Source organism: Saccharopolyspora hattusasensis (assembly GCF_050972075.1).
GTDB classification, from domain to species: Bacteria; Actinomycetota; Actinomycetes; order Mycobacteriales; family Pseudonocardiaceae; genus Saccharopolyspora; species Saccharopolyspora hattusasensis.
The window spans coordinates 2,055,070-2,076,729 of the sequence record NZ_JBPCDC010000001.1 but is presented as its reverse complement, the minus strand read 5'-3'; the positions used below and the strand labels follow the sequence as shown (position 1 = coordinate 2,076,729).

The following is a 21,660-nucleotide window of genomic DNA, read 5'->3' as shown; positions in this document are numbered from 1 at the left end:
AGCGAACCAGCCGAAAGCGACGATCAGCGGAGCGGCCGGTAGGGCAGTGCTGCGTCGCACGACGATCCCCGCGAGACTCACACCGCTTCACCGTCCCCGACCAAATCGTCATAGGCTCGATCCAGGTCTGACGCGGTGGGTGCGGGCTTTCCCGCCATCTCTGCAAGATCCCCGTCGAACACCACGCGGCCTTGGTCCAGCACAGCGACGCGATCGGCCACCGCGGCCACGTCTTCGGTGAGGTGCGTGCTGACCAGAATCGTCTGACTCCGCGCCAGGTCAACGATCACGTCCCGCAGACCAGCACGTTGGCGTGGGTCCAACCCAACTGTCGGTTCATCGAGCAACAGAACCTTAGGTGCGTTCACCAGCGCCTGGGCGATCCCCAAACGGCGCACCATCCCACCGGACAACTTACCGATCTTGGTAGCGGCGCGCTTTTCCAGCTCTACCGCGCGCAACGCGTGCCGAACCACGTCCTTGCGGTTCCGCTCGGCGACTTTTCGCCACCACGCGGACAGTTCGAGAAACTCCGCGCACGTCAAATGATGAGGTACTGAAAACTGCTGCGGAAGAAAACCCATCGCTTCTCGGTAGCGCCTCGAATCTCGTCCTGGGGTCAGCCCATCAACATCGATCGAGCCTCGTTGAAGGCGCAGCGCTGAAGACAGCAGCCCCAGCAATGTGCTTTTGCCGGCGCCGTTGGGCCCGAGTAATGCCGTCGCGCCAACAGGAAGACGCAGGCATACCTGATGCAAAGCCGCGTGAGACCCGTACGAATGACTCACCTTGTCGACGCGAACAACACTCACGACGTATTTTTCACAATCAGTCAGGAGGAAACCGATGAGCTTCATAACCGGAGCGTGCCGTCCCACGCCACTGCAAGCGTGGACCGGCGTTACTCTCAGCCCGGGTACCCTATCGCGCCGTGGACCTTGCTGCCTAATTCTGCGAGGAGCTGGGGCTGGTGTCGCTGTGGGCTGGCGGCGTTCGCATCCGAGCATGGGCTGGCCATCGTCGAGGATGCCGCACAGGCCGTCGGTACCGCCCGCGACGGGCAACCGGCAGGCACCGTCGGCGCAGTCGGCTGCTTTAGCATGAAAGACGGCAAGGTCGAGTTCCTGGTGTCCAGGGATGCGGGCATCGTGCTTGCCGACAGTCCCGGTACACCTGACGAAAGCCGCCTGTTGTTCAACGGAGTGCACTGCGGCAAGCAGGTTCTCCGGAACTGGTACGTGGACAATGGGCTCGAGGTGCCGGTCAGCAAGCTGATCGCCGAGGGCCTGCCCTGGAGCAGGTGGCCGCAGCCGGCTCCACTGCCTCCCGAGTTCCTGCCGGTGATGTCGGACCTGTACCGGTCCCTGAGTGAAACCTGGACGGGCGAGCGCCTCTGGAACGCACCGGACCTGCCAGCCGCCACGCAGGCCGTTACCCGACTCATCAGTCAGTAACGGCACACCACGTCGTGACGGCACACCACGTCGGCTGGAAACCGGAATGCTCTCGTCGATGTGGCGGGCGCGGGCCGGTAACGCCATGGCATCAACAAAGAACGGTGGATAGATGGGCGGTTTGACAGAAGACCCCGCTTTCCTGGCGACGACTTTCGTGGTCATCGACTTCGAGACGACGACCCCTGCGGGCCACGCGGCCCAGCCTATCGAGGTCGCCGCTCTCGCACTTCGCTACCAGGAAGGCGTGTGGACGGCGGTCGGCAGAAGTTCGTCCCTCATCCGGCCGCCCGCGTTCGCCCCGGTGACGCCGGCCAGCACGGCCCAAACCGGCCTGACACCTGAGCAGTTGAGGCAAGCCCCCACCCCGGCCGAGGCGCTGGGCGCACTGGACCGGCGATTCACGGCTGACAACCGGTACCTGCTGGTGGCTCAACACGCCGCCACCGAGGCAAACATCATTCACAACCAGCGCGAGCACTGCCCCGCGCTAGCCCGCGTGGACTTCCTTGACACGATCCCGTTTGCCAAGCACCTCGTCCCCGGTCTGCCGAACTACAAACTCGACACGTTGCTGGCGCATTTCTCCATCCAGCATCCGGCGGATCGCCACAGGGCCTACGCTGACGTCGACGTCACCGCGCAGGTATTCCTCCGGCTCGTCAACACCGCGGACGAGAACGCGCAGCCCAGCGATCTCGCGGCCCTGGTCACAATCGCCGGACGCACGGCCAAATGCAACATCCCCGTCCAAAGTGGACTGTTCGAGATCTAGCCTCTCAGTAGGGGAGGGCACAGGCAAAAGCGGTCTGAGATAGGACGGTGCTCATGTCGATGATCAAGCAACAACCCGACCGCGACGAGGTCCCGTTCTGGTTCGATCCGCTGTGCCCCTGGACATGACAGGTTCGACCGGTGCGCGCCGATTGGTGGATCATGTCGCTGGCCTACCTGAACCTCGTTCAGCGCGAAGGCAAGGGTCTCAGCGAGGACTACCAGGAGTTGATGGTCAAGTCTTGGGGTCCGGTGCGGGTCTGCGCGGCAGCCGCTGAGTACGGTGGCCGCGGCGTCCTCGGGCCGCTGTACACCGCCATTGGCACCCGGCTTCACAACCGACGACGTCGCGACGATCTCACCGTGATGACCGAAGCTCTCGCGGAGGCGGACCTGCCTGATTCGCTGGCTGCGGCGACGAGCACGAAGTTCGATCAGCTCAACAAGGACTCAATTTCGTGACCATCGCGGCCGGGTGCAGATGCCTGTTTCAGTGGCCGAGCTGGTCAGAGGCCGCGGAGTCGTTGGCTATCGCAGCCCTCTGTTGGCCGAGGCGGGGAGATGGCGACCGGCTGACCGCTGTGTCGTTACCTCTCGCCCGACGTGAGCCGGCCAACAGTACGGGGGCTCCGACACGTCCATTCGGGTGTCGTCGGGCGCGCTGAGGTCGTCGACCCTTGCCTCGTCTCCCGAACAGCGCAACACTTCCGACTGTTCTGATCACTGAACTGTTCATTTCTTGGAGAGGTGTGGGGTCAATGCCAGGGTCGTTGCTGTATTTGCTCAACGTGTCGAATCCGGATCGGCTGTCGTCGGATTCGGGGTGGATCTTCGCGTCGGTGCTGTTGCCCGCACTGGTGGATGCCGGTGTGGAGGTGTCGATCGGCTGCCCAGCCGAGCTGCCGGATGCGCGGGTGCGGTCGTTTCGGACCGGGGTGCCGTCGACGAAGTACCGGGCGCGGTTCGCGCTGGATATCGACGAGGTCGTCAGGCTGCTGCGGCAGACACGGCCGGAGGTGGTGTTCGCCAACCAGGTCGAGACGGCACCCGGGGTGCGGGCGGCGATGTTGGAGACCGGCTGCGCCGATCATGTGCTGGCCGGGTACTGCCACTATGTGCCGTTTCACTTGGACGCGGCGGGGGAGATCGTGCTCGATCCGTCGCTCGGTGACGCTGGTCTGGGTATGTCGGTGGCCCTGTATTTCCTGTCCGGACTCCGTGCCTGTGACCGGGTGCTGGTGCACTCGCGGACCTCGTTTGAGTGGATTCTCGGCGCGGCGGCGCAGCTCGGCGTCGATCTCGGTGACCGGCTGCGGGTCGTGATGCCGGCCCGCGACCCGCGCGTGGTCCGCGACGGTGTCCTTACACCGCCCGCCGGTGAGCCGGTTGCCGTGTACAACCACCGGCTCTACGCGCACTACGGAACGGGCCGGTTTGTCGACCTCGCCCGCCGTCTGACCATCGAGAACGCCGCGCGGATCCGGGTCCTGGACTTGTTCGGCGCCCGCCGGCGCGGACGCACGACCCTGGATTCCAGCCCGGAGCGCTACCGACGGGAACTGTCTGGTGTGGACGGTGTCGAGGTGGTCAGCGACGGCGGCGACCGCGACCGCTACCGCTCGATGCTGGCCGACGCGCGTTTCGCGCTCGCTCCGTTCCGGCCCGGGGTGATCTGGTCGATGTCGGTCATCGATTGCCAAGCGATGGGTGTGCCGGTCATCGCGCCGCGTCTGGGCTGGCTGGCCGAGGCCGTCGACCCTGAGCTGCTGTTCGACGACGTCGGCGAGGCCGTCGACATCGCGCGCCGGTTGAGTAACGACACCGAGTTCTGGATCCGCCACAGCACGGCGGCGCGGGAGTTCACCGATGTCCTCACCCCGAAGGCGACGGCGTCGCGGATGCTGGAGGTGCTCGTATGAACACCGAGCGTGTGTGCGTGCTGCTGTCCTACGACGAACCCCGCGCCGACGAACATCACCAGCGCCTGGCCACGGTCTTCGGTCACGTGATCCGCGTGCACGGGGTCCGGGGAATGCGGCGGGCCTACCGCACGTGCGGGGAGAGGGCTACCACGGAAGAGTTCTTCCTGGCCGACGCCGACCTTGCCATCGACCCGGCTTTCGTCCCCGATTCGGTGTCGCCGCTGGGCGTGCGGGCGCCGATGCGAGTGTGGCGGACCCGTAACCCCGTCAACAACCTGGTGTATGGCTACGGAGGTTTGAAACTCTGCCGCCGCAGCGCGTTTCGGGCCTTGCCGCTGGCTGGGGGCGCGGCCGACGTGCTGGCCGATCTGCCCGGCGCCCCGGAGTTCAGTAGGGAGATCGCGGGCGACACCGCGTTTGACGCCAGCCCCCGGCATGCTTGGCGGGCGGGATTCCGCGAATGTGCGATGCTCACCCACGGCTGCGACTACGGCCGCATCACCACCGACCAGGCGGCCGAGTGGCTACAGGCATGGACCGAGATCGGCCGCGGCCCCTACGGTCGATGGGCTCGGCAGGGCGCCGCCGACGGGATCGCGTTCGCCCGTGAGACCGGTGACGATGCGGCGGAATGGGCACAGATCAACGATCCGCATTGGCTCGACGCCCGCTTCACCCGCCTGCACGCCACTACAGAAGCCGCCTCATGACCGGCGAGAACGCGCCGCTGGTGCTGATCGAGCGTGACGCAACCAGCATGGGCGGGCATTGGTATCGCGCCGCATGCGCCTTGACCCGTGCCGCTGGAGTCCAGGACCGTGCGGTCACGGTGCTCACGCTCGACGGGGTCGACGCCACCGCCCGCGACGCCTTGGTCCAGACGGGCGCGACGGTGCTGACCGCTCCACCGGTTCGGGCACGGGGCGCTCGGGCGCTCTGGCGTCTCGCCCGGCTGATCACGCCCGCCGGCGCGGCCGCGCGACGATTTCCGGGACACCGGCGGTTCCCGCACCAACTGACCCTGCTCGCCCGCGCACTGGCCGAAGCCGCCGCCGTCCGCGTAGCGCACCGCGAGCCCGGGGCGGTGCCGGTGGTGTTGACCGCCAGCGAAGGACTCCCTGGTCTGGCAGCGCTGCTGGGCGGGCCGCATGTGCGGATCGTGCACGACGTCATCACGACCGCCGACCGCCCGCTCCGCCTGCTCGCCCGCGCCACACGCCGGCACGCCGACCGTGTCGTCACGCTGTGCCCCACGCACGGCATCCGCGCGAAACTCGCCGCCGAACACCCCGGCCTACCGGTGGTCGTGCGGCCCTTCGCTCTCCACGAGCATCGGGACCGCCTCACCGACGACGAACGCACCGAAGCCCGCCACGCGCTGGGGCTCGACGATCAACAGACTGTGGTGACGTTGGTCGGCGGCTGGTGGCCGCACAAGGACCTCGACATCATCGAGCACGCCTTGCGTGAGCTTTCCAGTGCTCCGGTGGTTCTGGTCGCCGGAAGCCCGCTCGAGGAGAACCGATTGGCACGCTGGAAAACGATGCTGGGGCCGAGGCTGCACGTCCGGCACCAAGCCTTCGACGAGATCGCGCTGCGGAAGATCTACGCGGTGACCGATCTCCTGCTCGTCGCCCGCCGTCCGGGTGTGGTCACCGAATCCGGGCTGGTCTGCGATGCCCTGCGCTACGGCGTCCCACTCGCGGTCTCCGACCACGACCCCGACCTCACCGGCCGCCTGACACGGCTCGGTATCCCGCCGTGGCTGCACGTGTTTCCCGCCGACGATCCGACCGATCTTGCCCGCGCGATCACGGCCGCGGTCACGGCACGACCGCCTCGCCCAGGCCCGGCCACTCCAGCGCTGCTGGGACTGGCCACCCCGGACGAGACACTGGACTACTACACCCTTCTGCTCGGCAGTCTGACCACACAGGACGGTGCGCGATGAAAGGCCCGGTCACGATGATCGCCGTCATCGGCCCCGTCGAACCCGCGCTGCTGACCGCGTGGTGCGAACACTACCGGGGGCTCGGGGCCGACGACTTCGCGATCGCCCTGCACGCCCCCGACGAGACCAGCAAGGATCGGCGCGCGGAACTGGTGACGGTGCTACGCGAACACTGCGGGAAAGGACCGCTGGTGCTGGCCGACGGCCCGTGGCACGAGCAGCTCAACAGCGACCTACGCGACCGGCTCCGTGCGCATGCGCCCTACGGCTGGCACTTGCTGGCCGACGCCGACGAATTCCAGCACCACCCCGGCGGGCTGTCGATGTCGATCGCTACCGTCGAAGCCGGAAACGGCGTTCTCGGCGGGATTCTGCTGGACCGTCTCGCCGCCGACGGCGGCTTTCCACGATGGTCGCCGGAGGTCGGGCTCGATCAGACCTATCCGCTCGGCGGGCTGCTCACCCACCACCTACTGCGCGGCGACCCACGCAAGATCGTGCTCACCCACCCCAGCGTCCCTGTCGCCTCCGGTAACCACCGCGCGCCCGGGTATCGCCCGCCCGCCGGCTCCACGATCCCGGTCCACCACTTCAAATGGCGCCATGGCGTCGAGGCCGAACTCCGCACGCGGGTCCGCCACTTCACCACCGGCACCTGGCGAGAGACGACCCCAGCGGTCCGGACCGAGGCGCAGCGCCTGCTCGATCACCTTGACGCCCATCTCGGCCGCGTGGATGTCACCGGAGACACTGTCGGTTTCACACCCGTGACCCTCGACCGGCTGCCGAGCTGGTGGCGTGCTCGGGTGCTGGACGTCGTCCAAGGGTGGAGCCCACCGCACAGTCACTCCGAAACAGGGTGACTCGCCGAGGCCTTCGCCGCCTTGGCGTCGGCGAGCACATCAGATCCGCTGCCCACCCACATGAAAGAGGTTCCGGTGCTGTCCCGGCTTACCCGTTCGTCGATGTCCACGTGCTACTCGTCCGCGACGGCGAGCTGCTGCTGAGTCAGCGCCGAGGTGGCGATTTCGACAGGTTCTGGCACGCGCCGTCGGGAAACTCGACGTGGGCGAGGACGTCCTGCACGCGGCGGCACGCGAGGCCGCCGAAGAAGTCGGCGTGCTCATCGACCCGGCCGATCTCGACCACGTGCACACCGTGCACGTCGCCGGTTCCGGCCCGGATTCACGCATCGGCCTGTTGTTCACCGCACGGCAGTGGATCGGAGAGCCGACCAACCGCGAACCGGACAAGGGCTGGTCACTCGGTTGGTTCGCGTGCCCTGCCCCGCGACATGGTCCCGTACCCGGCTGCCGGGATCGAGGCCTACCGCACGGCACCCGGTTCGGCTGGCCTACATCCACATCGGGCCCGACGCTCGCGTAGAGCGGTGCCACGTCAGATCTGCGGCACGATCTCCGCAGCCTCGTCCGCGGTGGGCTCCTCGAACCTGGAATAGAAGTCATCGAGCGCGCCCGGACTGATGTTCAACACCTCGGCGTTGTCGTCGGCCTCGGTGTTGCGCTGGGAGAGCCGGGCGAGCAGAACGTCCTTCGGCGCCGCGAAGTACAGCAGCGTCCACGACGCTCCCGCGTCGTGGACGAGCTTCTTGTAGGCATCCCGGTTCGCTCGCGTCCACAATCCGTGATCGAACGCGACAGACCTGCCTTCACGCAGCAACGTCACCATGCGGTCGGTCAGCTCGGCCAGGATCGGGGCCTGCAGCTCTCCGTGGCGCGGGTGCGGGTAGTCGATGCCGTAGCGGCCATGCCGCTGCGCGAGCACCTCATCCACGCTCAGCCGGATCACGCCCTGGTCTTCGAGCCGCCGCGCGTAGGTCGACTTCCCCGAACCGGGAAGCCCGACCAGCAAATACGCCGTCGGGGCAGAGGAGGAAGGATCGGTCATCACGGGGTCCTCACATCATCGTCTTACGCCGCGAGCGTGCGTTCGTAGCCGTGGTCACGGACTTCGCGCAGGAACGCGTCGCGTTCGCCTGCGGTGAACCGTAAAGTCACTCCGCTTCTCGGGTGCCATAGGTGCCAGACAGCCCAGACCGGCCCGGTCCGGCCATCGACGAGGACCTCGCCGGTGATGGTCCGCAACGGGCCCGTGTCCACGGCATCGTCGCTGCGGACACGGCCGAGGAAGGACCGCCATTCATCCAGCGTGAGAAGCACAGTGGGACCATCTGGGCGTTTCGAGTCGCCGACGAGGACACCGTCGGCGACTCGTGCCCACTGCACGCAGTTGTCCGCGTCGTTGGAATAACGGGACGTCAGCCAGATCAGGGTCCGTGTGTGAGGCTGGATCATGCTGTTGCTCCTTGCTTGCTGCCCAAATCGGCGGCGATCCGGGTCAGGAAGTCCTTGCTTGCCTCGGGGTCGAGGGCTGCGTGGTGAAGCCGGTCGTAGAGGTTGCTGTAGCGGTCGAGTTGTTCCTGGTCGCCCAGGGAGGTCAGCACGAGATCGATGGTCACCGTGTCGACCGCCGCGACCCGCGGATCGCCCGGATCGGGGTAGGTGTAGAGGGAGAACGCGGCACGCGGGATCGCGTAGTCGTCGATGGTCGCGTCCACCGGCAGCACCCGCACCGTCACCTTCTCCTCGGACGCCGCCGCGATGAGATGTTCGACCTGCGGAACCATCACGTCCGGGGGCGCGGGCAAGCGGCGCAGCGCAACCTCGTCGAGGACCACCTCGTACGAGGGCCCATCCGGACGGCGCAGCATCCGTTGGCGGGTCTGCCGGGCCTCGACCGCGCGCTCCGACGAGAACGTCACCGATCCCAGCGCAGAACCCGCGACCTGCCGTTGGTACGCGAACTCTGCGGTCTGTAGCAGGCCGGGGATGAAGGGCTGGAACTCGCGGATCGTGGCCGCGCCCGCTTCCAGGTCCGCGTACAGCGCCTGCCGGGTGCCCATCGCTTTGCCGTACCCGGACCACCAGCCGCGCTCGGCGGCGTCGCGAGCCACCGCCATGATCTCGGTCCACCGGTCCTCGCTGACGCCCAGCTCGTCGAGGATCTTCATGACCACCGCTTGACCGTCACGGATCGTGTGCCCGTTCTCCAGCCGCGTGATCTTCGTCCGCGACTGATCGATCCGTTTCGCCAACTGCGCGTGCGTCAGCCCGGCGGCATCCCGCAACTCGTACAACTCCGCGGCCAACCGCTGCCGCCGCACATACGGACTGATCACCAGCACTCTCCGAACACCGGGCGCATCTGAACAGTTCATTACCCTGCGCACGGGACGTTACCGCACGACACGCGTCATTGTTCACGCCCCGCCGTGTTGCGAGAGGATCGCCGGCGTAGCTCGGCGTCCGAGTAGTTACTCCAGCCAGGGGCCCGACGCAGGCAGGGCGGCGATCCGGCGCTCTGCCTTGGCAGACGATTTCTTCTTCAGCTCGACATTCTCGTAGTAGAGGTTCGCGGTCACCGTGGCCAGCGCATCAAGCTTGCCCTGCAGTTCGGTCGCCCTGGTGCTGGCCTCCCGTATTTCTGCGCAAGTCGGCGATCATTTCGTCACGCTGGGCCTCTCCCGGCAAGGCGAGTGTGGTGCGATTCGCCAAAGCCCGCCGAGCGGCGTGCTTGAGCTGCAGCCCGAGCGCGATCTGTCGAGCCAGTGGGTGAAGCGCCGCCCGGGGTCCTGGAACGTGGCGAGCGCGGCGTCCATGCGCACCCTTTTCCGGGACTCTACTGCGGTGAACAGCCATGGTTCGCAGTCGAACACCTCGCGAGTGAGTGCGTTGACTTCTACCAGGCGCCGCAGCAGTCCGGGGACATCCCACACTCCGCGTCCCGGATACGACTTGTCGCCGTGCGCCTCGGGCATCCTGTCGGTGGTGTCGGCCAGGCGAAAAGTCGGCGCGGATGCGTTCAGTGCGTTGCTTGGCCTGGACGATGCGTACGCCTTCGGCGCTGAACCCCAGGTCGGGCACCTGCAGAGCGTGCAGCTCCTCGGAAGTGCAGTCGGTCATCCCGAGCAGAAGCAGGACCCGGAACGGCTGGAGATCGATCTCCCGGGGGAACAGCATCTGGTGCAGGCAGCCCATTAACCCAATGCCAGGCCAGACGCCGGTGCTCTGGGCGAACTCGCGAAGTTCCGAGGGAGTTGGGGTGCAGGGGAAGGTTCTCGTTCAGTGTCCGGCTGTCCACCAGCCCGTGGCGCGTGGCCCAGATCAGGTTCGGCAGCTCCAGCCAGCCATGTCGGCGCGGATCCCGTCCGGCTTCCAGCAGCTGATGTCCGCGGGCGAGGCGTTTCTCCATCGGGCCTTATCGGTGCACAAATGCCACGCTGAGCGGCTCACGTCGACGGCGAGGTCGGGTCTCCGGGTGCTGCCGCAGCGGTCGCCGGGCGGACCGCTTTCTGGTGGCTATGTTCCGGAGGTCGTGCCGGGATTGGTATTGATGCCGAACCCTCCGCGTTGCACGGGGCCACCGGAGACCGGGATGCTGCCCTTTCGACCGATCACCGGGGCCGGTTCGCCAGGAGCCGCGACCGGTGTCGTGAAGGTGCCTCCGCCAGTGATCCGGTCTCCGACCTTCGGTGCGGTCTGGCCGTTGGCGCGGTAGTAATACCAGAATCCCTGCGGTGACGGGTGCATACCCGACACCGGTGTGCTGCCGGTGTATTGCGCGGGTGCAGTGTCACAGTCGGAGTCGTCCAAGCGTTTCTCGCTCCGAGGGTCGACGCAGATCGATCGGAAGTCATACTCGCGCGGCTGTGGTGGCGTGACCGGCGGAGCCGGCGCACTCCTTGACGGTGGTGGCAGTGGCGGCACGGCCGGTAGGGACGGTTGCGCGGGCATGCAGGCCGAGGCCCCGTACAGCCCGGCGACCAGCGGAACGATTTTCAACGCGGGTAACGTCCCTCTCAGTCTCATTCCCATCAGTTCGTCCGTTCGCTTTCTCTTCGCAGTGTTGGCCGGGTACCCAAGTAAGAAGAAGGCGGCACGCTGGCCTGGTCGTTGCGGCCGCCAATGACGTAACCGACCACGACGGGGCACCGACCGGATGGCCTTGGGCTGTGAACGCGGCAGGGAGATACGGGATCTCGGCCTTGGTGATCGCACCGGCTCGCCCGCGCCGGCCGGGTGCCGCGTGATGTCGGACCCCGGGGGGTACCGACATCAAGCGGCCATCAGGCGGGGAACCGTCTCGCCGACAGGACCCGGCGCGACGAGACGACTCGACCCTCACAGGCGTGCGCCAGTGATGCGGGATCCGCACCTCAGCGCTTTTGTAAAAGCGCCCCGATAGGAGCGATGAGCTGTGCCGCGTCGTAGGTGGTGGCGGAGAATGCTCGCGCGAAGGAGTAGAACTCCCCCATGTTCATCCGCACCTGCGCGACCAGGGCGAGTATGCCCACGCACAGAACCACTACGAAGATCACGGCTCCGATGGCTTTCTCAAGCATGCGACCTGTTTTCGGTTAGAGAGCCAGCGCGGAGCACTGCGCTCCGCGCTGGCGCTTCATCAACTACTGAAATCGAAGGGGCAGCGCCCGCCCTAGCGGTCGTTTCTACGATCCACGCGAAGCAGGCAGGCGCCTCGGTAGCGATTAAGAATAAAAGTAGCTCCTCATCGATTGGCTCATTTTGGAATAGGCAATGTTTTCCCCCTGCCTGCTGGTTCAGGTCGATTTGATGACCGAGTCAGCGTCAGCTCGACCTGCTCCAACCCGGATTCGTAGGCGAACACGGCAAAATAATGTCGATTCTTGAAATTCAGCTTGCCCTTGATGCTTTTCAGGCGCGATTTGACACTATCCTCTTCAATGTATTCGAGTTTTGCGATTGCCCGGTTTGTCAGCCCCGTGGCGACAAGTTTGATCGTTCTTACTTGCCAATCATGCAAAAGTTTTACCTGACCCGGATTGAAAGGAGTGTCAATTAAGTTGAAGGGGGCGTCGAAAACTGCGCACATGTGCCTTACATCGACATGTTGATGCATCCAACCGGGGAACACGAAGCCAGTCTCGTACAGTGCCGCGACGAGGTGGGCGCGGTCTTTTGTCCTAAGATTGCGACGGAGGCGGTAAAGATGGGCCTTGACTGCGCACGCGCTTAAATTTGTTTCTCTTGCGACCTCGTCGATGCTGTAGTCACGAAGAAGACTCAGGGCAACACGGCGTCCTGCTGGAGTCAGACGAGAAAGCTGGTTCGGACCCCATTCATCCGGTTTCCATGAGGGGCGTTTGTGGATATGCATTCCGGTCATTTGTTCTGATGTTGTCGTTCCTGTAGTGGATCGCTGCATCTGCTGATCAGCGGGCGCGGCGGGCCAACCGCTCGGGGTCGAGGATGAGCACGCTCTTGCCCTCGAGCCGCAGCCAACCGCGGCGCGCGAAGTCCGCCAGCGACTTGTTCACGGACTCCCGCGAGGCGCCGACGTACTGCGCGATCTCTTTCTGCGTCAGGTCGTGGGTGACTCGCAGCAGTCCTGCCTCCTGGCTGCCGAAGCGCTGCGAGAGCTGCAGCAACGCCTTGGCAACGCGGCCCGGCACGTCGGTGAGAATCTGGTCGGACAGCATGCCGTTGGTCCGGCGCAGCCTGCACGCGACGACTCGCAGCAGCTGCTCGGCGATCTCCTGACGCTTACCGATCCATACCTGGAGGGCTGAGCGGTCCATGCTCTGCGCGCGGACCTCGGTGACCGTGGTCGCCGTCGAGGTGCGCGGCCCCGGGTCGAAGATGGACAGCTCGCCGAACATGTCCGACGGGCCCATGATCGCCAGCAGGTTCTCGCGGCCGTCGGGTGACTTGCGTCCGATCTTCACCTTGCCGGAGGCAATGATGTAGAGCCGGTCGCCCGCCTCGCCCTCGGCGAAGATCACGTGTCCCCGCGGGAACTCCACGGGTTCCAGCGACTGGGCCAGTGCCTCTGCCGCGGCCGGCTCAACGCCCTGGAAGATGCCGGCCCGGGCCAGTGTCTCGTCCATCACCGTTCCTGCGGTGAGCCAGTGGTGTCGCGATCTGTGGTGGGGTGCTGGGAACCATGTACATCAGCAAGGGCAACGCGCCAAGATCGGCGAGAATGTAGCTCACCCCGACCACGACGCCTATGGCTGTGTGCGACCAGTCCAAGACCACCGAGATCATCGTGATGCCGTAGACCCAGGCGCACGCTCGCTGAAAAGCCACTGGGGCTGGGTGATCTGGTTGCGGGCGTTGGTGGCGTCGCGGGGCTGTCGCGCGCCGAGACCGCTAATGCGGTGCGTGACCACGGTGCCGATGCGCACGATGACGTCGGCCGCGAGGAAAAGCCCTCCGAGCCATGTGTGCTGGGGAGCAGTGAAGAGTCCGATTTGCATTGCCATTTTCCTGAAATTGGAATTGATTTTGTCGGTGCGGGGACGCTGTGTCGTATCTATCCCCGCGCCGGTCATGATGTCAGTAAATGCCGCAGCTTCAGGCGCCAACTACTTCACTCTTCAATTCTTCTTCTTGTTTGCTGCTGCCCGGCACAAGTTCGCCATCATCGCGAGAAGCCAAGAAAAATTCTTGCGCCTGCGGCATAAGTAAAAGAACCAGCGCGAACATCCCCAAAACGTTAAGCGCGAGCGCGACGACCGTACTGTAGCTGGGTTCCCTAAATACGGTATCGGAAATAAGGAGACTACGGCAGACGTTATACCCAGAAAAGGCCGCAACGATGACGATCGCCGAGTGTTCCCGGCGCATCAATGCGAATGCCGACGGCAAGACGATAGAATTTGCTACACAATCGATCGCAAGTATTTTCACGACGTGAAAACTTGGGTCCAGTACAAGGCAGACGATCCCAGAAGATATCGAGACCAGCGCGCATGCCACCCAAATCCATTTGACAGCCCGCACACTCAGCGGAGGGCTGGTCGCCTCAGGCGTTGATTTGATGGATCTTTCTCCAGACATTCTCGGGTTTTGAACCTGGCTGCTGGCACACCGTTGTGCCAGCAGCCAGTCACGATCCGCGATCCCGCCGTATGACGACACCAGAGCGGACCGAGATTTGGACGACCCTACGGGGTCACAATGCTATATTCACATTCTCGCCGAAGTCTTTCGGCAGCATCCAGCTCACCCGATGGCATACCCAGGGGATATGCCATGGGAACAATTCCGAGGCCGACGATCGGTATCCACAAGACACCGGCCGGCGTGTCACTTGTCTTCTTCATTTCTTCTCCCGCAGCGCGGCCAACCGCTGGTTGAGCAGCTCATCAAGTTCCGGGATGGTGCGCCGCTCCAAGAGCATGTCCCAGTGAGTGCGCGGTGGCTTGGCCTTCTTCTGCTCCGGTTCGCTGCCGTCGATGCGCTTCGACGCGGTGCCGTGCATGCGACACTCCCAGGTCGGCGGCACGTCAGCGTCGCCGGAGAACGGCACCGCGAACTCGTGGCTCTGGGGACAGGAGTACTGGACCGTCCGGCATGGGGCCGCACCCTGATCGCCAGGTCTGGAAAGACTGGCGTGGTAGCCACGATTCCCAGTCACAGCCGTCACGCGACCTCCCCCAGTTCGTGCAGCGTGGTGCACTCCACGACCGACGTACCGCTAGACTCTCGGCACGTCCCCGGCAGATAGCTGCTGCCGGGGACGTTCTCTGTGCCGGTCCTGGTTGGCGGCCCGGTCATCGAGAGTTCAAGTGCCTTGATGTGCCGCACGAGGTTCGGTATCCGCAGCGTCGACACCGTCTCGATGGCGTGCCGCCCCGACACCGATTCCTCCGCGTACGGACGTAGAGCGCGCGGTTCGACAAGATCATCGACCCATGTCGGAGCGCTGGCCAAACACGCTAGATGCGGCTGGTAGCGCGGCCAGCGGGCCGCGGGGAGATACCCGGTGCAGGTCTCCAGTTCATCGGCCAGTTTGTGGCCGCACGCCAGGTCACCAGCCCCGGGGAGGCGGCAGTGCACCACGGACTCGCTCGGGCTCGCCACCCACTCCACTGCCTCGATCTCGGCTGCCTTCTCGGAGAACGACCGAGGCAGGGACTTTAGCAGGCGGTTCATTCTTTTCCCTCCGCAAACAGATGCTGGGTTTCCGTTTCAGCCGGGCCGGTGATCAACCACCACAAACCCGCTCCCAAAGCTCCGGCAAGGCCCACCACGACCAGCAGGGCGAACGCCAGATCGTTCACGCCCCCACCGCCTTGCGCCGTGCGCTCTGAACGGCAGCGATCTGGATGCCAATCGCGACGTACAACGCCTCAGCTTGAGTGGTGTCCAGCAGCCGCTCTTCACCTGCCACACGTAGCCACACGGTCGACGGGGTATGCCCGACCACGACGTCACGATCCTGGCCAGTGCGATCACGGCACGTCACGGCTCTCAGCTCGTTCAACATGCTTTCCTTTCCTTGGGAAACGGCCGGGATGCCAGGGACGGGGAAACCGGCATCCCGGCCGCGTTCGGGGATCTCCCCGCGTCGCGGAAGAGCGACGCGGGTGGCTGCCTACTCAGGCGATCGGTGCTGAAGCCGTCGCCCGTCGCAAGAGTGTGTGCGGGGTGTGCGTTGTTGCGTGAGGGGTGTGCGCGGGGTGCGCGCGGATGGTGCAAGAATCACCGCGGAGGATCATCGATGACCGAGACCGTGAAGAATCCGCACCTCTGGTAGTCCGGGTCGGACAGGGACTTGACCGCGTCGACGACCTCTGACCGCATCTCGGGGTAGCGAATCGGCTCTACGGGTGGTTCCACGATTTCCATTGCTTCCATTCGCTGAGCGGGATGTGGAGGCGGCGCGGCTCACACGCTCCAATGCCTGCTTGTACCAACGCCAATTCGGTAAGTTGATGAATTCCGGCTACATCAGGCCGACCGAGTATGTGCTGACCTGGAGGTCGCTGACTAACCATGACCATGGCGCCCGTGGGTGTGTGGCTGGTGTGCGTGGTCATGGGGCTCCGGTTGGGTCGAGGTGGGTGAGGGGACGCCGATCGGGAAGTCCTGCCGGTCGGCGATCGATTCCGGCATGACTTCGCCACGCTCTTGTTTTTCCCGGAGCGTCCGGTAGGCGTCGTCGACTTTCTGCCGAGTCTCGGCTGGCAGAGATTCACGCGGGGTGCTGTACTTGGCGACCAGATCATCATGGTTCATGAGGTCCTCCTATTCGGGTGGGTCGGTGAGGAAGATTTTCCACGTGCCTTGGTGCGGGTCGAAATAGCGGTCCGTCACGAGGAAGTCGGTACCGCGTTCGAACAGGACTTCCGCCTCGTCGAGATTCATGGCCGAGATGTCTCGTCCCCGCACAGAGTCGATGATGAACTCGACATTGCCCTTGAACGGGGCCTCTTTCGAGGTGCTGGTGTAGGCGTTTTCTGTGACGAGTTCACCCGGCGTGTACCGGGCCAGGAGCTCATCAAGATCGTCGGGATTGACGGTGATGCCGCGGTACACCGGATCACCGGTGTGGTGCGGGATCTGTTCCAGCGCGCTGTCCAGGTGCTTGATCATATCTTGGTGAGCTGGGGCGAGAGCATCGATGTCATCGGTGCGTAGCGCGGTGTTGACTGGCTTGTATCCGGTATCTCGATAGTCGGACAGTGCCGTGATCTCATGATCCGAGAGGGTTGCCACATCTGGCCAGATCTTGCGCGCTACCTCGGCGGCAGCGCGGTGTTCGTCGGTCAGTCCGTCATGGTCCTCGGGGTGCCCAGGTGAAGGACCGTCAGTGCCGGGGTCGGGGCGCCAGTCGTCCCCACTTCCGGGCAGGCCGTGTTCGGCTCCGGCGGAGACCTGGCGGAAGTCATACTTCAACGCCTCGTCGGCGTCGATCCGCGCGTCAGAGTGCGCGGGAGAGGGATGCGGGTGTCCGGGCACGGCTGGGGTGTGCGGTTGGGATGAGCCATCCCAACCGTGGGACGGACTGCGCTGCTCTGGCGTAGCGGGGTGCGGTGGCCCCGGCACGTGGCTCAGTGGGTGGGGCGGCGGCGCACTTTCTGGCCTCGGCCCAGGTGGGTTGGGTGGGTTGTGCGGTGGAATGTTCCAGCCGTGGGGCGAGGATGCGGGGTGATCTCCTTTTCCTTTGACGTAGTCGGTCACCTCGGTGAGGACTCGGCGGCCGAGGGACCCTGCGGTGCTGCTACCTCCGGTGGCGAGCCCTGCTGCCACGTCGGGGGCCAGTCGGCCGACTGTGCCGAAAGGGTCTTTGGTGAAGCCATCGATTCCCGCGTCGATGATGGCTTTGCCGGTGCCGATCGGGTCGCTGATGAAAGTCTTGCCCGCGGCGATGGTGCCGGCTGCCAGGTTGCTGAGGTTCTCCCCGTACTGCTGGGGGTGGGTGATGTTGTACGGGTCGAAGGGGTTGAGCACGCGGGCCTGCTGGATCAGGCCGAGTGCGCCATCGAAGCTGCTCTTCCAGAACTCGCCGCAGCCCTCGGCGACATTCTGGAAGATGTCCTCGACGCCGCTGCTCAGCAGCGTCAGTGGTCCTGGTTGTGGCGGCGCGTCTTCGGCCGCCTCGAGCAAGACACGGGCGGCCTCCCGCGCTGCCTGCTCGACCTGCTCCTTCGTCGCGCCCAGTTTCGCCTGTGCCGTCTCTCGTGCCGCTGCCCCGGGGTCCTGAAACGGCACGGTGGCACCAGAACTCTCGAACTGCGCCCGCGCCACCTCAATCCGCCGCTCCGCGTCCGCGATCTCCGCGCAGGCCTGCACGGCTTGGCGCTGGGCCCACTCCAGAACACCCACATAATCCCGCAGCCCAGCCGCCGCTGCCGTGAAGGCGTCGGCCGCGCGGATCCACTTGGGCGGTTCCTGCCGGAAGTAGTCCTGGAACGCGTCGGCGGTCGCGCCTTCCCAGCCGGTGGTATTGATCTTCTGGAAGCCCTGCGCGGCGTTCTCGAACGCGGTGCCCAGCTTCGTCATGGTGGTCAGCGTTTCGTCGATGGCGGCCAGCTCACCCGGAACCTCTTCCCTAGGGTCCGGCGCCATCAGCTCTCCACCCTGGTGTTCCACCCACGCTGGTTGAACGCCTGCGAGACGCCTTGCTGCGTCAGTCCTTCCGGTGCAATGTCCACGCCGAACTGCGCCAACGACTTCTGCGGGGCGGCATTGAGATCCGCGGTCGGATTGTCGAACCCGGCACCCATGATCTTCTTGAACGCGTCGATCACGCCCTGTTCCATCTTCTCGTACTCGGTGCGCGTGTCAGTCAGCGCGGCTGCCGCGGCAGCACCCTCCTCGACCAGGAACTTCACGCCATAGTTCCACTTCCCGCAGAACATCCTGAGCGCCTCGGCCACCAGTGCCGACCCGGACTCCTCGGCGTTGAGCGTCATCATCGCAACACCCTGGCCGTCGTTGCCCAACTTCTTCACGGGCCACGGAAGCTCATCCTCCAACGCGGCGATGGCGTCATTGACGCCCTGCGACGCTTGCTGCAGCGCCCCTAGATCGACGCGGAATCCATCGTTTCCCACTTACAGCGTCCCTCCCCAAGCACGCTTGACAGGTGCCCCGTACGGCGATTGCGCGGCCACCGGGCGATCACCTGGTTGGTCGCGGTCCACTGCGATCGAGTCCGGAAGGATCCCGCGCAGCGCCGGAAGCGCCACGACGTGCTCCTGGAGCGGATCCAGCAACACGCTCGTACCCTGCGGCATGCCAGGCAGGTAGCCGTCCAGCAACCGCGCGCCCGTGAGCACCAGATACTCGGCCGCCCAGTCGCCCTCGCCGCGCTGCCGCCGGTACTCGGCGAAGAAACGCAGGTCGGAGAACACCGGCAGCCACGGAATCCCGTCCACATGCACCACCGGCACGGCCGGCGGATCAGACACGCACTCCACGTACACCCCGGAACTGCGGAACGTCGCCACCAAATCCTCCGGACGCTGCACGGTCCGCCGGAACCGCAACGCCTCCCGCATGATCGACACGCTGTCAGGGGCCGCGGACGGTGGTCGAGCCTGCGAGCCGCAAGCAGTGGCCTGGGAAACGGAGTTGCTGATCATTCGAGTGGCGCGCCTCAGGTGTCGTGACCATTGTGTTTTCGGGGTTCCCCGTGCGAATGCGCAGCGCCACGCCAGCAGTGAGTGAATCCGTTGCTGCGACTTCTGGTGTCCTTCCCGTCCTCACCGAGCTTTCCGGCTCACTGGGCGGGTGCGCTGGCACGGTCGCCAGTGGTGTCGATTTAAGCCTGGCGGCTAGGTCTGCGGTATTGGCCGCTGCTTGGCCATTGCTTGCCGTGCGTAGTCCGTAAATGACTTTGGGTGGTTGCTCGTTCTACGCTTTCGCCGGCAGGGTCCGGACGGCGACATGGGTGCGATGGGGTCGGCGCAGCCGCAACAGGCCCAGCAGCGGCTAGCCCGCCGGCGAGCACAGTGGCTGGCTGCGATCCACAGCGGAAAGCAAAGCGGTCGATGACTAGGCTGGTTTTCGTGCGGGCGAGCTCGTGCTCGCCGGCCTTGGCGAGCGAGGCACTGAGCATTCCCATGGCCACCATGGTGAACGGGTGTGCGGCGGCGCCCATTGCCTTGGACATCGCCTCCACCGCGCGCTGACTGTCTTTCAGAGCGTCTCGCAGGAATCCCGGGTCCCTTACGCACGCGGCTACGGCCATCAGCGTGGCTGCCGTGTCCTGGTGATGCTCTGGCTGCGCCCCGATTCTCTGGTGAGCATCGAGCGCAACCTTATACGCTCCCTGGGCGTCTCCAGTTCGTCGCAGTGACTCTGCCAGCAGCGGCTGCGTTCCTAGGGTCTTGGGGTGGTCTACGCCGAGGGTCGCTCGTTGCTGGTCCAGTACTCGTCGCGACATGCTGATCGCTTCGGCGGTCCCCCCCAAGTTCTCGCAGATCCATCGCTACGGCGGCGCCCGCCCGTAGCGCCATCCGATGGCTCGGGCCGTACCGCAGGGCGTGTGCAAGGTTAACCTGTCCGGTTTAGGTGGTTTCGGGTAGTAGGTCCAGGAGTCGTTCGGGTTTGCGGTTGCTGGCGCGGAGGGCGGGTTGGATGCCGGTGGCTCCGTTTTGGCGGTGCAGGGTGATTGCGGTGTTGCGTAAGACGGCAAGGTTCTGGGGTGCGTTGCCGGTGCGGGCCCGGTGGTGGTCCTCGTTGAAGGCGACGTCACGAACGAGGTGGAGTCTTCCCTCGATGCCCCAGTGCCCGCGGATGAGTCTGGCCAGGTCATCAGGTCCGGCGGTGGCCGGTGGCAGGTTGGTCAGGTAATGCACCGTTTCGATGCTGGCGGGTTTGCCGTTCGGCCGGCGCCAGCGCCGGACCTGGACGGCCTGCCGGGCGTTCAGCGACTCTGATCGCAGATCGTCGTCCAGGATCAGGACTTTCAGGCTGCGGGTCTCGGCGCGCCCGTGCCCGCGACTGCGATCGTGGGTGTCAAGTCGGGCGTTGTTCCAGGGCAGGGTTGTCAGCCTCCGGTGCAGGCGAGGGCGGTTGCCCTTCACCGGCAGGAGCCAGAACGCCCCGGCTTTGTCGGCCTCGGCGGCGAAATCGGCGCTGGTGTGTTTGGCATCAGCGGTGATCACCGTGCCGGACAGGGTTTTTCGTCCTAGCCGGGCCAGAAGGTCGCGGGCGGCGGCATTCTCATCACCGGCCTGGACCGCGGTCTGGCCAACAACTTCACCGCGGGAGTTCATCGCGGCCACGACCTGGGTTTGGGGCATGTCGGTCTCCCCCGGTGGTCGCGGCCCGCATCGTCTTGCCGTCGACAGCGACCGCCTCAGCGGGCTTGTACTCCTGCATCGTCCAGCCGGATAAGGCCTGGTCAAGCTCGTCGTGATCGACTTTGGCCAGGACCCGGGAGAAGGTCCAGTTCGACGGCGTGCCCGACCACGAACACACGCCGAGTTCGGCCAGCAACCGGGTTGGCAGATCCGCGGAATTCTCGGCGATCTCGAGGAAGGTCTTCGCTCCGGCGGCCACGGCCAGCACCGCCAGGGACAGCAGCAACGGCAGCCGATACCGCAGGCCGCGGGCTTTGCGGGGATCAGTCACCGCTTCCAGGGCCTGCCACAGGCCGTCGATACGGCTCTGCAGGGACTCCACGGTGAGGGTGGGCTGGTTCAGCACAGTCAGGATCGGGGAGGATGAGGACACGAGGGCGCGGCTTTCGGGTAGAACATCACGGACTAGACACCCCGATGATCTCCCATCAAGGCTGCGCCCTCGTGCCGCGTGTCCAGCCTGCTCAGAAACCCGCCCGCAGCCCTCAGATCAACCTTGCACACGCCCTGGGCCGTACCGCTGGGTATAGGCGTCAACAGCGGCTGAGTCGAGGGCGGCGGCCTCGGTGGCCGTGCAATCGCATCGATCCCATCATGTTCTGAGCCAGACGCCACGCCTCGGACGCATCATCCGTCATTGCCGTAGTGCACGCGAGCACGTTCCAAAGCCTCGCAATGCAGCTCGAGTTCTTCGGCGAACGCGCCCGTTACCTGGGCACTGGCGGCCCGAAGGTCCAGCAGTGTGATCTGCCGGTCCTCGGTGGCCAACACCGTGGTGTTGAGGACACGCTGAAGTTCCGGCAGCATCGCTGACAGCTCCCCATACCGACCATTTCGGCATGGCTGACCAATCCTTCGAGTCTGTCGGCGCGGTCATTGCCGAGACGATTCTTTCCC

31 protein-coding genes are annotated in these 21,660 nt (G+C 65.3%); 9 read left to right on the top strand and 22 right to left on the bottom strand.

Annotation, left to right across the window (positions count from 1 at the left end):
- Positions 1 to 77: 77 nt before the first annotated feature.
- Complete coding sequence (locus tag ACRXBZ_RS08970) at positions 78 to 857, bottom strand: ATP-binding cassette domain-containing protein (protein WP_433878694.1); 780 nt, start codon at positions 855 to 857, stop codon at positions 78 to 80.
- On the opposite strand from ACRXBZ_RS08970, the gene ACRXBZ_RS08965 reads away from it, so the two are divergent.
- From ACRXBZ_RS08965 to ACRXBZ_RS08935, 7 genes are all read left to right on the top strand, one after another.
- A complete protein-coding gene (locus ACRXBZ_RS08965; protein WP_433878693.1) occupies positions 753 to 1,454 on the top strand; it encodes a DegT/DnrJ/EryC1/StrS family aminotransferase in 702 nt (233 codons plus the stop codon). The genes ACRXBZ_RS08970 and ACRXBZ_RS08965 overlap by 105 nt on opposite strands.
- A gap of 157 nt (positions 1,455 to 1,611) precedes the next feature.
- Complete coding sequence (locus tag ACRXBZ_RS08960; protein WP_433878692.1) at positions 1,612 to 2,229, top strand: 3'-5' exonuclease; 618 nt, start codon at positions 1,612 to 1,614, stop codon at positions 2,227 to 2,229.
- Positions 2,230 to 2,369: 140 nt separating this feature from the next.
- The gene (locus ACRXBZ_RS08955) at positions 2,370 to 2,690 is read left to right on the top strand and encodes a mycothiol-dependent nitroreductase Rv2466c family protein (RefSeq protein WP_433878691.1); all 321 of its coding nucleotides are present in this window, start codon (positions 2,370 to 2,372) and stop codon (positions 2,688 to 2,690) included.
- A 296-nt stretch (positions 2,691 to 2,986) separates the two neighbouring features.
- Positions 2,987 to 4,147, top strand: a complete 1,161-nt coding sequence (locus tag ACRXBZ_RS08950) for a glycosyltransferase family protein (RefSeq protein WP_433878690.1) — start codon at positions 2,987 to 2,989, stop codon at positions 4,145 to 4,147.
- Positions 4,144 to 4,860, top strand: a complete 717-nt coding sequence (locus tag ACRXBZ_RS08945; RefSeq protein WP_433878689.1) for a hypothetical protein — start codon at positions 4,144 to 4,146, stop codon at positions 4,858 to 4,860. Before ACRXBZ_RS08950 ends, ACRXBZ_RS08945 begins: the two co-directional genes overlap by 4 nt.
- On the top strand, positions 4,857 to 6,101 hold the full coding sequence (locus tag ACRXBZ_RS08940) for a glycosyltransferase family protein (protein WP_433878688.1): 1,245 nt from the start codon (positions 4,857 to 4,859) through the stop codon (positions 6,099 to 6,101). The genes ACRXBZ_RS08945 and ACRXBZ_RS08940 overlap by 4 nt, the downstream gene beginning before the upstream one ends.
- Entirely contained in the window at positions 6,098 to 6,964 is an 867-nt protein-coding gene (locus ACRXBZ_RS08935; protein WP_433878687.1) for a glycosyltransferase family protein, read from the top strand. The genes ACRXBZ_RS08940 and ACRXBZ_RS08935 overlap by 4 nt, the downstream gene beginning before the upstream one ends.
- Here the strand turns inward: ACRXBZ_RS08935 and ACRXBZ_RS08930 are convergent.
- Positions 6,946 to 7,074 (bottom strand): hypothetical protein, encoded by a 129-nt coding sequence (locus tag ACRXBZ_RS08930; protein ID WP_433878686.1) that lies wholly within the window; start codon positions 7,072 to 7,074, stop codon positions 6,946 to 6,948. The genes ACRXBZ_RS08935 and ACRXBZ_RS08930 overlap by 19 nt on opposite strands.
- Positions 7,075 to 7,166: 92 nt before the next feature.
- Between ACRXBZ_RS08930 and ACRXBZ_RS08925 the strand changes: the two genes are divergently transcribed.
- On the top strand, positions 7,167 to 7,487 hold the full coding sequence (locus ACRXBZ_RS08925; RefSeq protein ID WP_433878685.1) for an NUDIX domain-containing protein: 321 nt from the start codon (positions 7,167 to 7,169) through the stop codon (positions 7,485 to 7,487).
- Between the two features lie 12 nt (positions 7,488 to 7,499).
- Here ACRXBZ_RS08925 and ACRXBZ_RS08920 read toward each other — a convergent pair whose 3' ends face one another.
- From ACRXBZ_RS08920 to ACRXBZ_RS08910, 3 genes are read right to left on the bottom strand one after another with little or no spacing between them, the layout of a single operon-like run.
- Positions 7,500 to 8,009 carry a P-loop nucleotide/nucleoside kinase family protein gene (locus tag ACRXBZ_RS08920; protein WP_433878684.1) on the bottom strand — a complete coding sequence of 170 codons (510 nt, stop codon included), beginning with the start codon at positions 8,007 to 8,009 and terminating at the stop codon, positions 7,500 to 7,502.
- Positions 8,010 to 8,032: 23 nt separating this feature from the next.
- Positions 8,033 to 8,416: a DUF397 domain-containing protein gene (locus ACRXBZ_RS08915; protein ID WP_433878683.1), complete on the bottom strand. Its 384-nt coding sequence runs from the start codon at positions 8,414 to 8,416 to the stop codon at positions 8,033 to 8,035.
- Positions 8,413 to 9,300: a helix-turn-helix domain-containing protein gene (locus ACRXBZ_RS08910; RefSeq protein ID WP_433878682.1), complete on the bottom strand. Its 888-nt coding sequence runs from the start codon at positions 9,298 to 9,300 to the stop codon at positions 8,413 to 8,415. The genes ACRXBZ_RS08915 and ACRXBZ_RS08910 overlap by 4 nt, the downstream gene beginning before the upstream one ends.
- 244 nt (positions 9,301 to 9,544) lie before the next feature.
- On the opposite strand from ACRXBZ_RS08910, the gene ACRXBZ_RS08905 reads away from it, so the two are divergent.
- On the top strand, positions 9,545 to 10,162 hold the full coding sequence (locus tag ACRXBZ_RS08905; RefSeq protein WP_433878681.1) for a hypothetical protein: 618 nt from the start codon (positions 9,545 to 9,547) through the stop codon (positions 10,160 to 10,162).
- A gap of 1,175 nt (positions 10,163 to 11,337) precedes the next feature.
- Here the strand turns inward: ACRXBZ_RS08905 and ACRXBZ_RS08900 are convergent.
- From ACRXBZ_RS08900 to ACRXBZ_RS08820, 17 genes are all read right to left on the bottom strand, one after another.
- Entirely contained in the window at positions 11,338 to 11,523 is a 186-nt protein-coding gene (locus ACRXBZ_RS08900; RefSeq protein WP_433878680.1) for a hypothetical protein, read from the bottom strand.
- Positions 11,524 to 11,699: 176 nt separating this feature from the next.
- Positions 11,700 to 12,365 (bottom strand): helix-turn-helix transcriptional regulator, encoded by a 666-nt coding sequence (locus ACRXBZ_RS08895; protein ID WP_433878679.1) that lies wholly within the window; start codon positions 12,363 to 12,365, stop codon positions 11,700 to 11,702.
- Between the two features lie 7 nt (positions 12,366 to 12,372).
- On the bottom strand, positions 12,373 to 13,047 hold the full coding sequence (locus ACRXBZ_RS08890; protein WP_433878678.1) for a Crp/Fnr family transcriptional regulator: 675 nt from the start codon (positions 13,045 to 13,047) through the stop codon (positions 12,373 to 12,375).
- 156 nt (positions 13,048 to 13,203) lie between these two features.
- Positions 13,204 to 13,527: a hypothetical protein gene (locus tag ACRXBZ_RS08885; RefSeq protein ID WP_433878677.1), complete on the bottom strand. Its 324-nt coding sequence runs from the start codon at positions 13,525 to 13,527 to the stop codon at positions 13,204 to 13,206.
- Positions 13,517 to 14,083: a hypothetical protein gene (locus ACRXBZ_RS08880; protein WP_433878676.1), complete on the bottom strand. Its 567-nt coding sequence runs from the start codon at positions 14,081 to 14,083 to the stop codon at positions 13,517 to 13,519. Before ACRXBZ_RS08880 ends, ACRXBZ_RS08885 begins: the two co-directional genes overlap by 11 nt.
- Before the next feature lie 181 nt (positions 14,084 to 14,264).
- Complete coding sequence (locus ACRXBZ_RS08875; RefSeq protein ID WP_433883830.1) at positions 14,265 to 14,582, bottom strand: RNA polymerase-binding protein RbpA; 318 nt, start codon at positions 14,580 to 14,582, stop codon at positions 14,265 to 14,267.
- Between the two features lie 5 nt (positions 14,583 to 14,587).
- Entirely contained in the window at positions 14,588 to 15,100 is a 513-nt protein-coding gene (locus ACRXBZ_RS08870) for a hypothetical protein (protein WP_433878675.1), read from the bottom strand.
- Positions 15,097 to 15,228 (bottom strand): hypothetical protein, encoded by a 132-nt coding sequence (locus ACRXBZ_RS08865; RefSeq protein ID WP_433878674.1) that lies wholly within the window; start codon positions 15,226 to 15,228, stop codon positions 15,097 to 15,099. The genes ACRXBZ_RS08870 and ACRXBZ_RS08865 overlap by 4 nt, the downstream gene beginning before the upstream one ends.
- Positions 15,225 to 15,434 carry a hypothetical protein gene (locus tag ACRXBZ_RS08860; RefSeq protein ID WP_433878673.1) on the bottom strand — a complete coding sequence of 70 codons (210 nt, stop codon included), beginning with the start codon at positions 15,432 to 15,434 and terminating at the stop codon, positions 15,225 to 15,227. Before ACRXBZ_RS08860 ends, ACRXBZ_RS08865 begins: the two co-directional genes overlap by 4 nt.
- Positions 15,435 to 15,649: 215 nt before the next feature.
- Positions 15,650 to 15,796, bottom strand: a complete 147-nt coding sequence (locus tag ACRXBZ_RS08855) for a hypothetical protein (protein WP_433878672.1) — start codon at positions 15,794 to 15,796, stop codon at positions 15,650 to 15,652.
- Between the two features lie 141 nt (positions 15,797 to 15,937).
- The gene (locus tag ACRXBZ_RS08850) at positions 15,938 to 16,186 is read right to left on the bottom strand and encodes a hypothetical protein (protein WP_433878671.1); all 249 of its coding nucleotides are present in this window, start codon (positions 16,184 to 16,186) and stop codon (positions 15,938 to 15,940) included.
- Positions 16,187 to 16,195: 9 nt separating this feature from the next.
- The gene (locus tag ACRXBZ_RS08845; RefSeq protein WP_433878670.1) at positions 16,196 to 18,019 is read right to left on the bottom strand and encodes a putative T7SS-secreted protein; all 1,824 of its coding nucleotides are present in this window, start codon (positions 18,017 to 18,019) and stop codon (positions 16,196 to 16,198) included.
- Positions 18,019 to 18,507, bottom strand: coding sequence for a hypothetical protein (locus ACRXBZ_RS08840; protein WP_433878669.1), 489 nt, complete (start codon positions 18,505 to 18,507; stop codon positions 18,019 to 18,021). The genes ACRXBZ_RS08845 and ACRXBZ_RS08840 overlap by 1 nt, the downstream gene beginning before the upstream one ends.
- Complete coding sequence (locus ACRXBZ_RS08835; protein ID WP_433878668.1) at positions 18,508 to 19,038, bottom strand: hypothetical protein; 531 nt, start codon at positions 19,036 to 19,038, stop codon at positions 18,508 to 18,510. It lies immediately after the preceding gene.
- A gap of 927 nt (positions 19,039 to 19,965) precedes the next feature.
- Entirely contained in the window at positions 19,966 to 20,703 is a 738-nt protein-coding gene (locus tag ACRXBZ_RS08830; protein ID WP_433878667.1) for an ISAs1 family transposase, read from the bottom strand.
- The gene (locus ACRXBZ_RS08825) at positions 20,660 to 21,136 is read right to left on the bottom strand and encodes a transposase family protein (protein WP_433878666.1); all 477 of its coding nucleotides are present in this window, start codon (positions 21,134 to 21,136) and stop codon (positions 20,660 to 20,662) included. The genes ACRXBZ_RS08830 and ACRXBZ_RS08825 overlap by 44 nt, the downstream gene beginning before the upstream one ends.
- A gap of 254 nt (positions 21,137 to 21,390) precedes the next feature.
- Positions 21,391 to 21,570 carry a hypothetical protein gene (locus ACRXBZ_RS08820; RefSeq protein ID WP_433878665.1) on the bottom strand — a complete coding sequence of 60 codons (180 nt, stop codon included), beginning with the start codon at positions 21,568 to 21,570 and terminating at the stop codon, positions 21,391 to 21,393.
- Positions 21,571 to 21,660 lie beyond the last annotated feature (90 nt).

Excerpts from the sequence above, each read along its gene's own strand:
- ACRXBZ_RS08965 (WP_433878693.1), top strand. The coding sequence starts at position 753 with ATGCAAAGCCGCGTGAGACCCGTACGAATGACTCACCTTGTCGACGCG.
- ACRXBZ_RS08970 (WP_433878694.1), bottom strand. The coding sequence starts at position 857 with ATGAAGCTCATCGGTTTCCTCCTGACTGATTGTGAAAAATACGTCGTG.
- ACRXBZ_RS08950 (WP_433878690.1), top strand. The coding sequence starts at position 2,987 with ATGCCAGGGTCGTTGCTGTATTTGCTCAACGTGTCGAATCCGGATCGG.
- ACRXBZ_RS08945 (WP_433878689.1), top strand. The coding sequence starts at position 4,144 with ATGAACACCGAGCGTGTGTGCGTGCTGCTGTCCTACGACGAACCCCGC.
- ACRXBZ_RS08940 (WP_433878688.1), top strand. The coding sequence starts at position 4,857 with ATGACCGGCGAGAACGCGCCGCTGGTGCTGATCGAGCGTGACGCAACC.
- ACRXBZ_RS08935 (WP_433878687.1), top strand. The coding sequence starts at position 6,098 with ATGAAAGGCCCGGTCACGATGATCGCCGTCATCGGCCCCGTCGAACCC.
- ACRXBZ_RS08920 (WP_433878684.1), bottom strand. The coding sequence starts at position 8,009 with ATGACCGATCCTTCCTCCTCTGCCCCGACGGCGTATTTGCTGGTCGGG.
- ACRXBZ_RS08915 (WP_433878683.1), bottom strand. The coding sequence starts at position 8,416 with ATGATCCAGCCTCACACACGGACCCTGATCTGGCTGACGTCCCGTTAT.
- ACRXBZ_RS08900 (WP_433878680.1), bottom strand. The coding sequence starts at position 11,523 with ATGCTTGAGAAAGCCATCGGAGCCGTGATCTTCGTAGTGGTTCTGTGC.
- ACRXBZ_RS08895 (WP_433878679.1), bottom strand. The coding sequence starts at position 12,365 with ATGCAGCGATCCACTACAGGAACGACAACATCAGAACAAATGACCGGA.
- ACRXBZ_RS08890 (WP_433878678.1), bottom strand. The coding sequence starts at position 13,047 with ATGGACGAGACACTGGCCCGGGCCGGCATCTTCCAGGGCGTTGAGCCG.
- ACRXBZ_RS08870 (WP_433878675.1), bottom strand. The coding sequence starts at position 15,100 with ATGAACCGCCTGCTAAAGTCCCTGCCTCGGTCGTTCTCCGAGAAGGCA.
- ACRXBZ_RS08860 (WP_433878673.1), bottom strand. The coding sequence starts at position 15,434 with ATGTTGAACGAGCTGAGAGCCGTGACGTGCCGTGATCGCACTGGCCAG.
- ACRXBZ_RS08855 (WP_433878672.1), bottom strand. The coding sequence starts at position 15,796 with ATGGAAATCGTGGAACCACCCGTAGAGCCGATTCGCTACCCCGAGATG.
- ACRXBZ_RS08850 (WP_433878671.1), bottom strand. The coding sequence starts at position 16,186 with ATGAACCATGATGATCTGGTCGCCAAGTACAGCACCCCGCGTGAATCT.
- ACRXBZ_RS08845 (WP_433878670.1), bottom strand. The coding sequence starts at position 18,019 with ATGGCGCCGGACCCTAGGGAAGAGGTTCCGGGTGAGCTGGCCGCCATC.
- ACRXBZ_RS08835 (WP_433878668.1), bottom strand. The coding sequence starts at position 19,038 with ATGATCAGCAACTCCGTTTCCCAGGCCACTGCTTGCGGCTCGCAGGCT.
- ACRXBZ_RS08830 (WP_433878667.1), bottom strand. The coding sequence starts at position 20,703 with ATGCCCCAAACCCAGGTCGTGGCCGCGATGAACTCCCGCGGTGAAGTT.
- ACRXBZ_RS08820 (WP_433878665.1), bottom strand. The coding sequence starts at position 21,570 with ATGCTGCCGGAACTTCAGCGTGTCCTCAACACCACGGTGTTGGCCACC.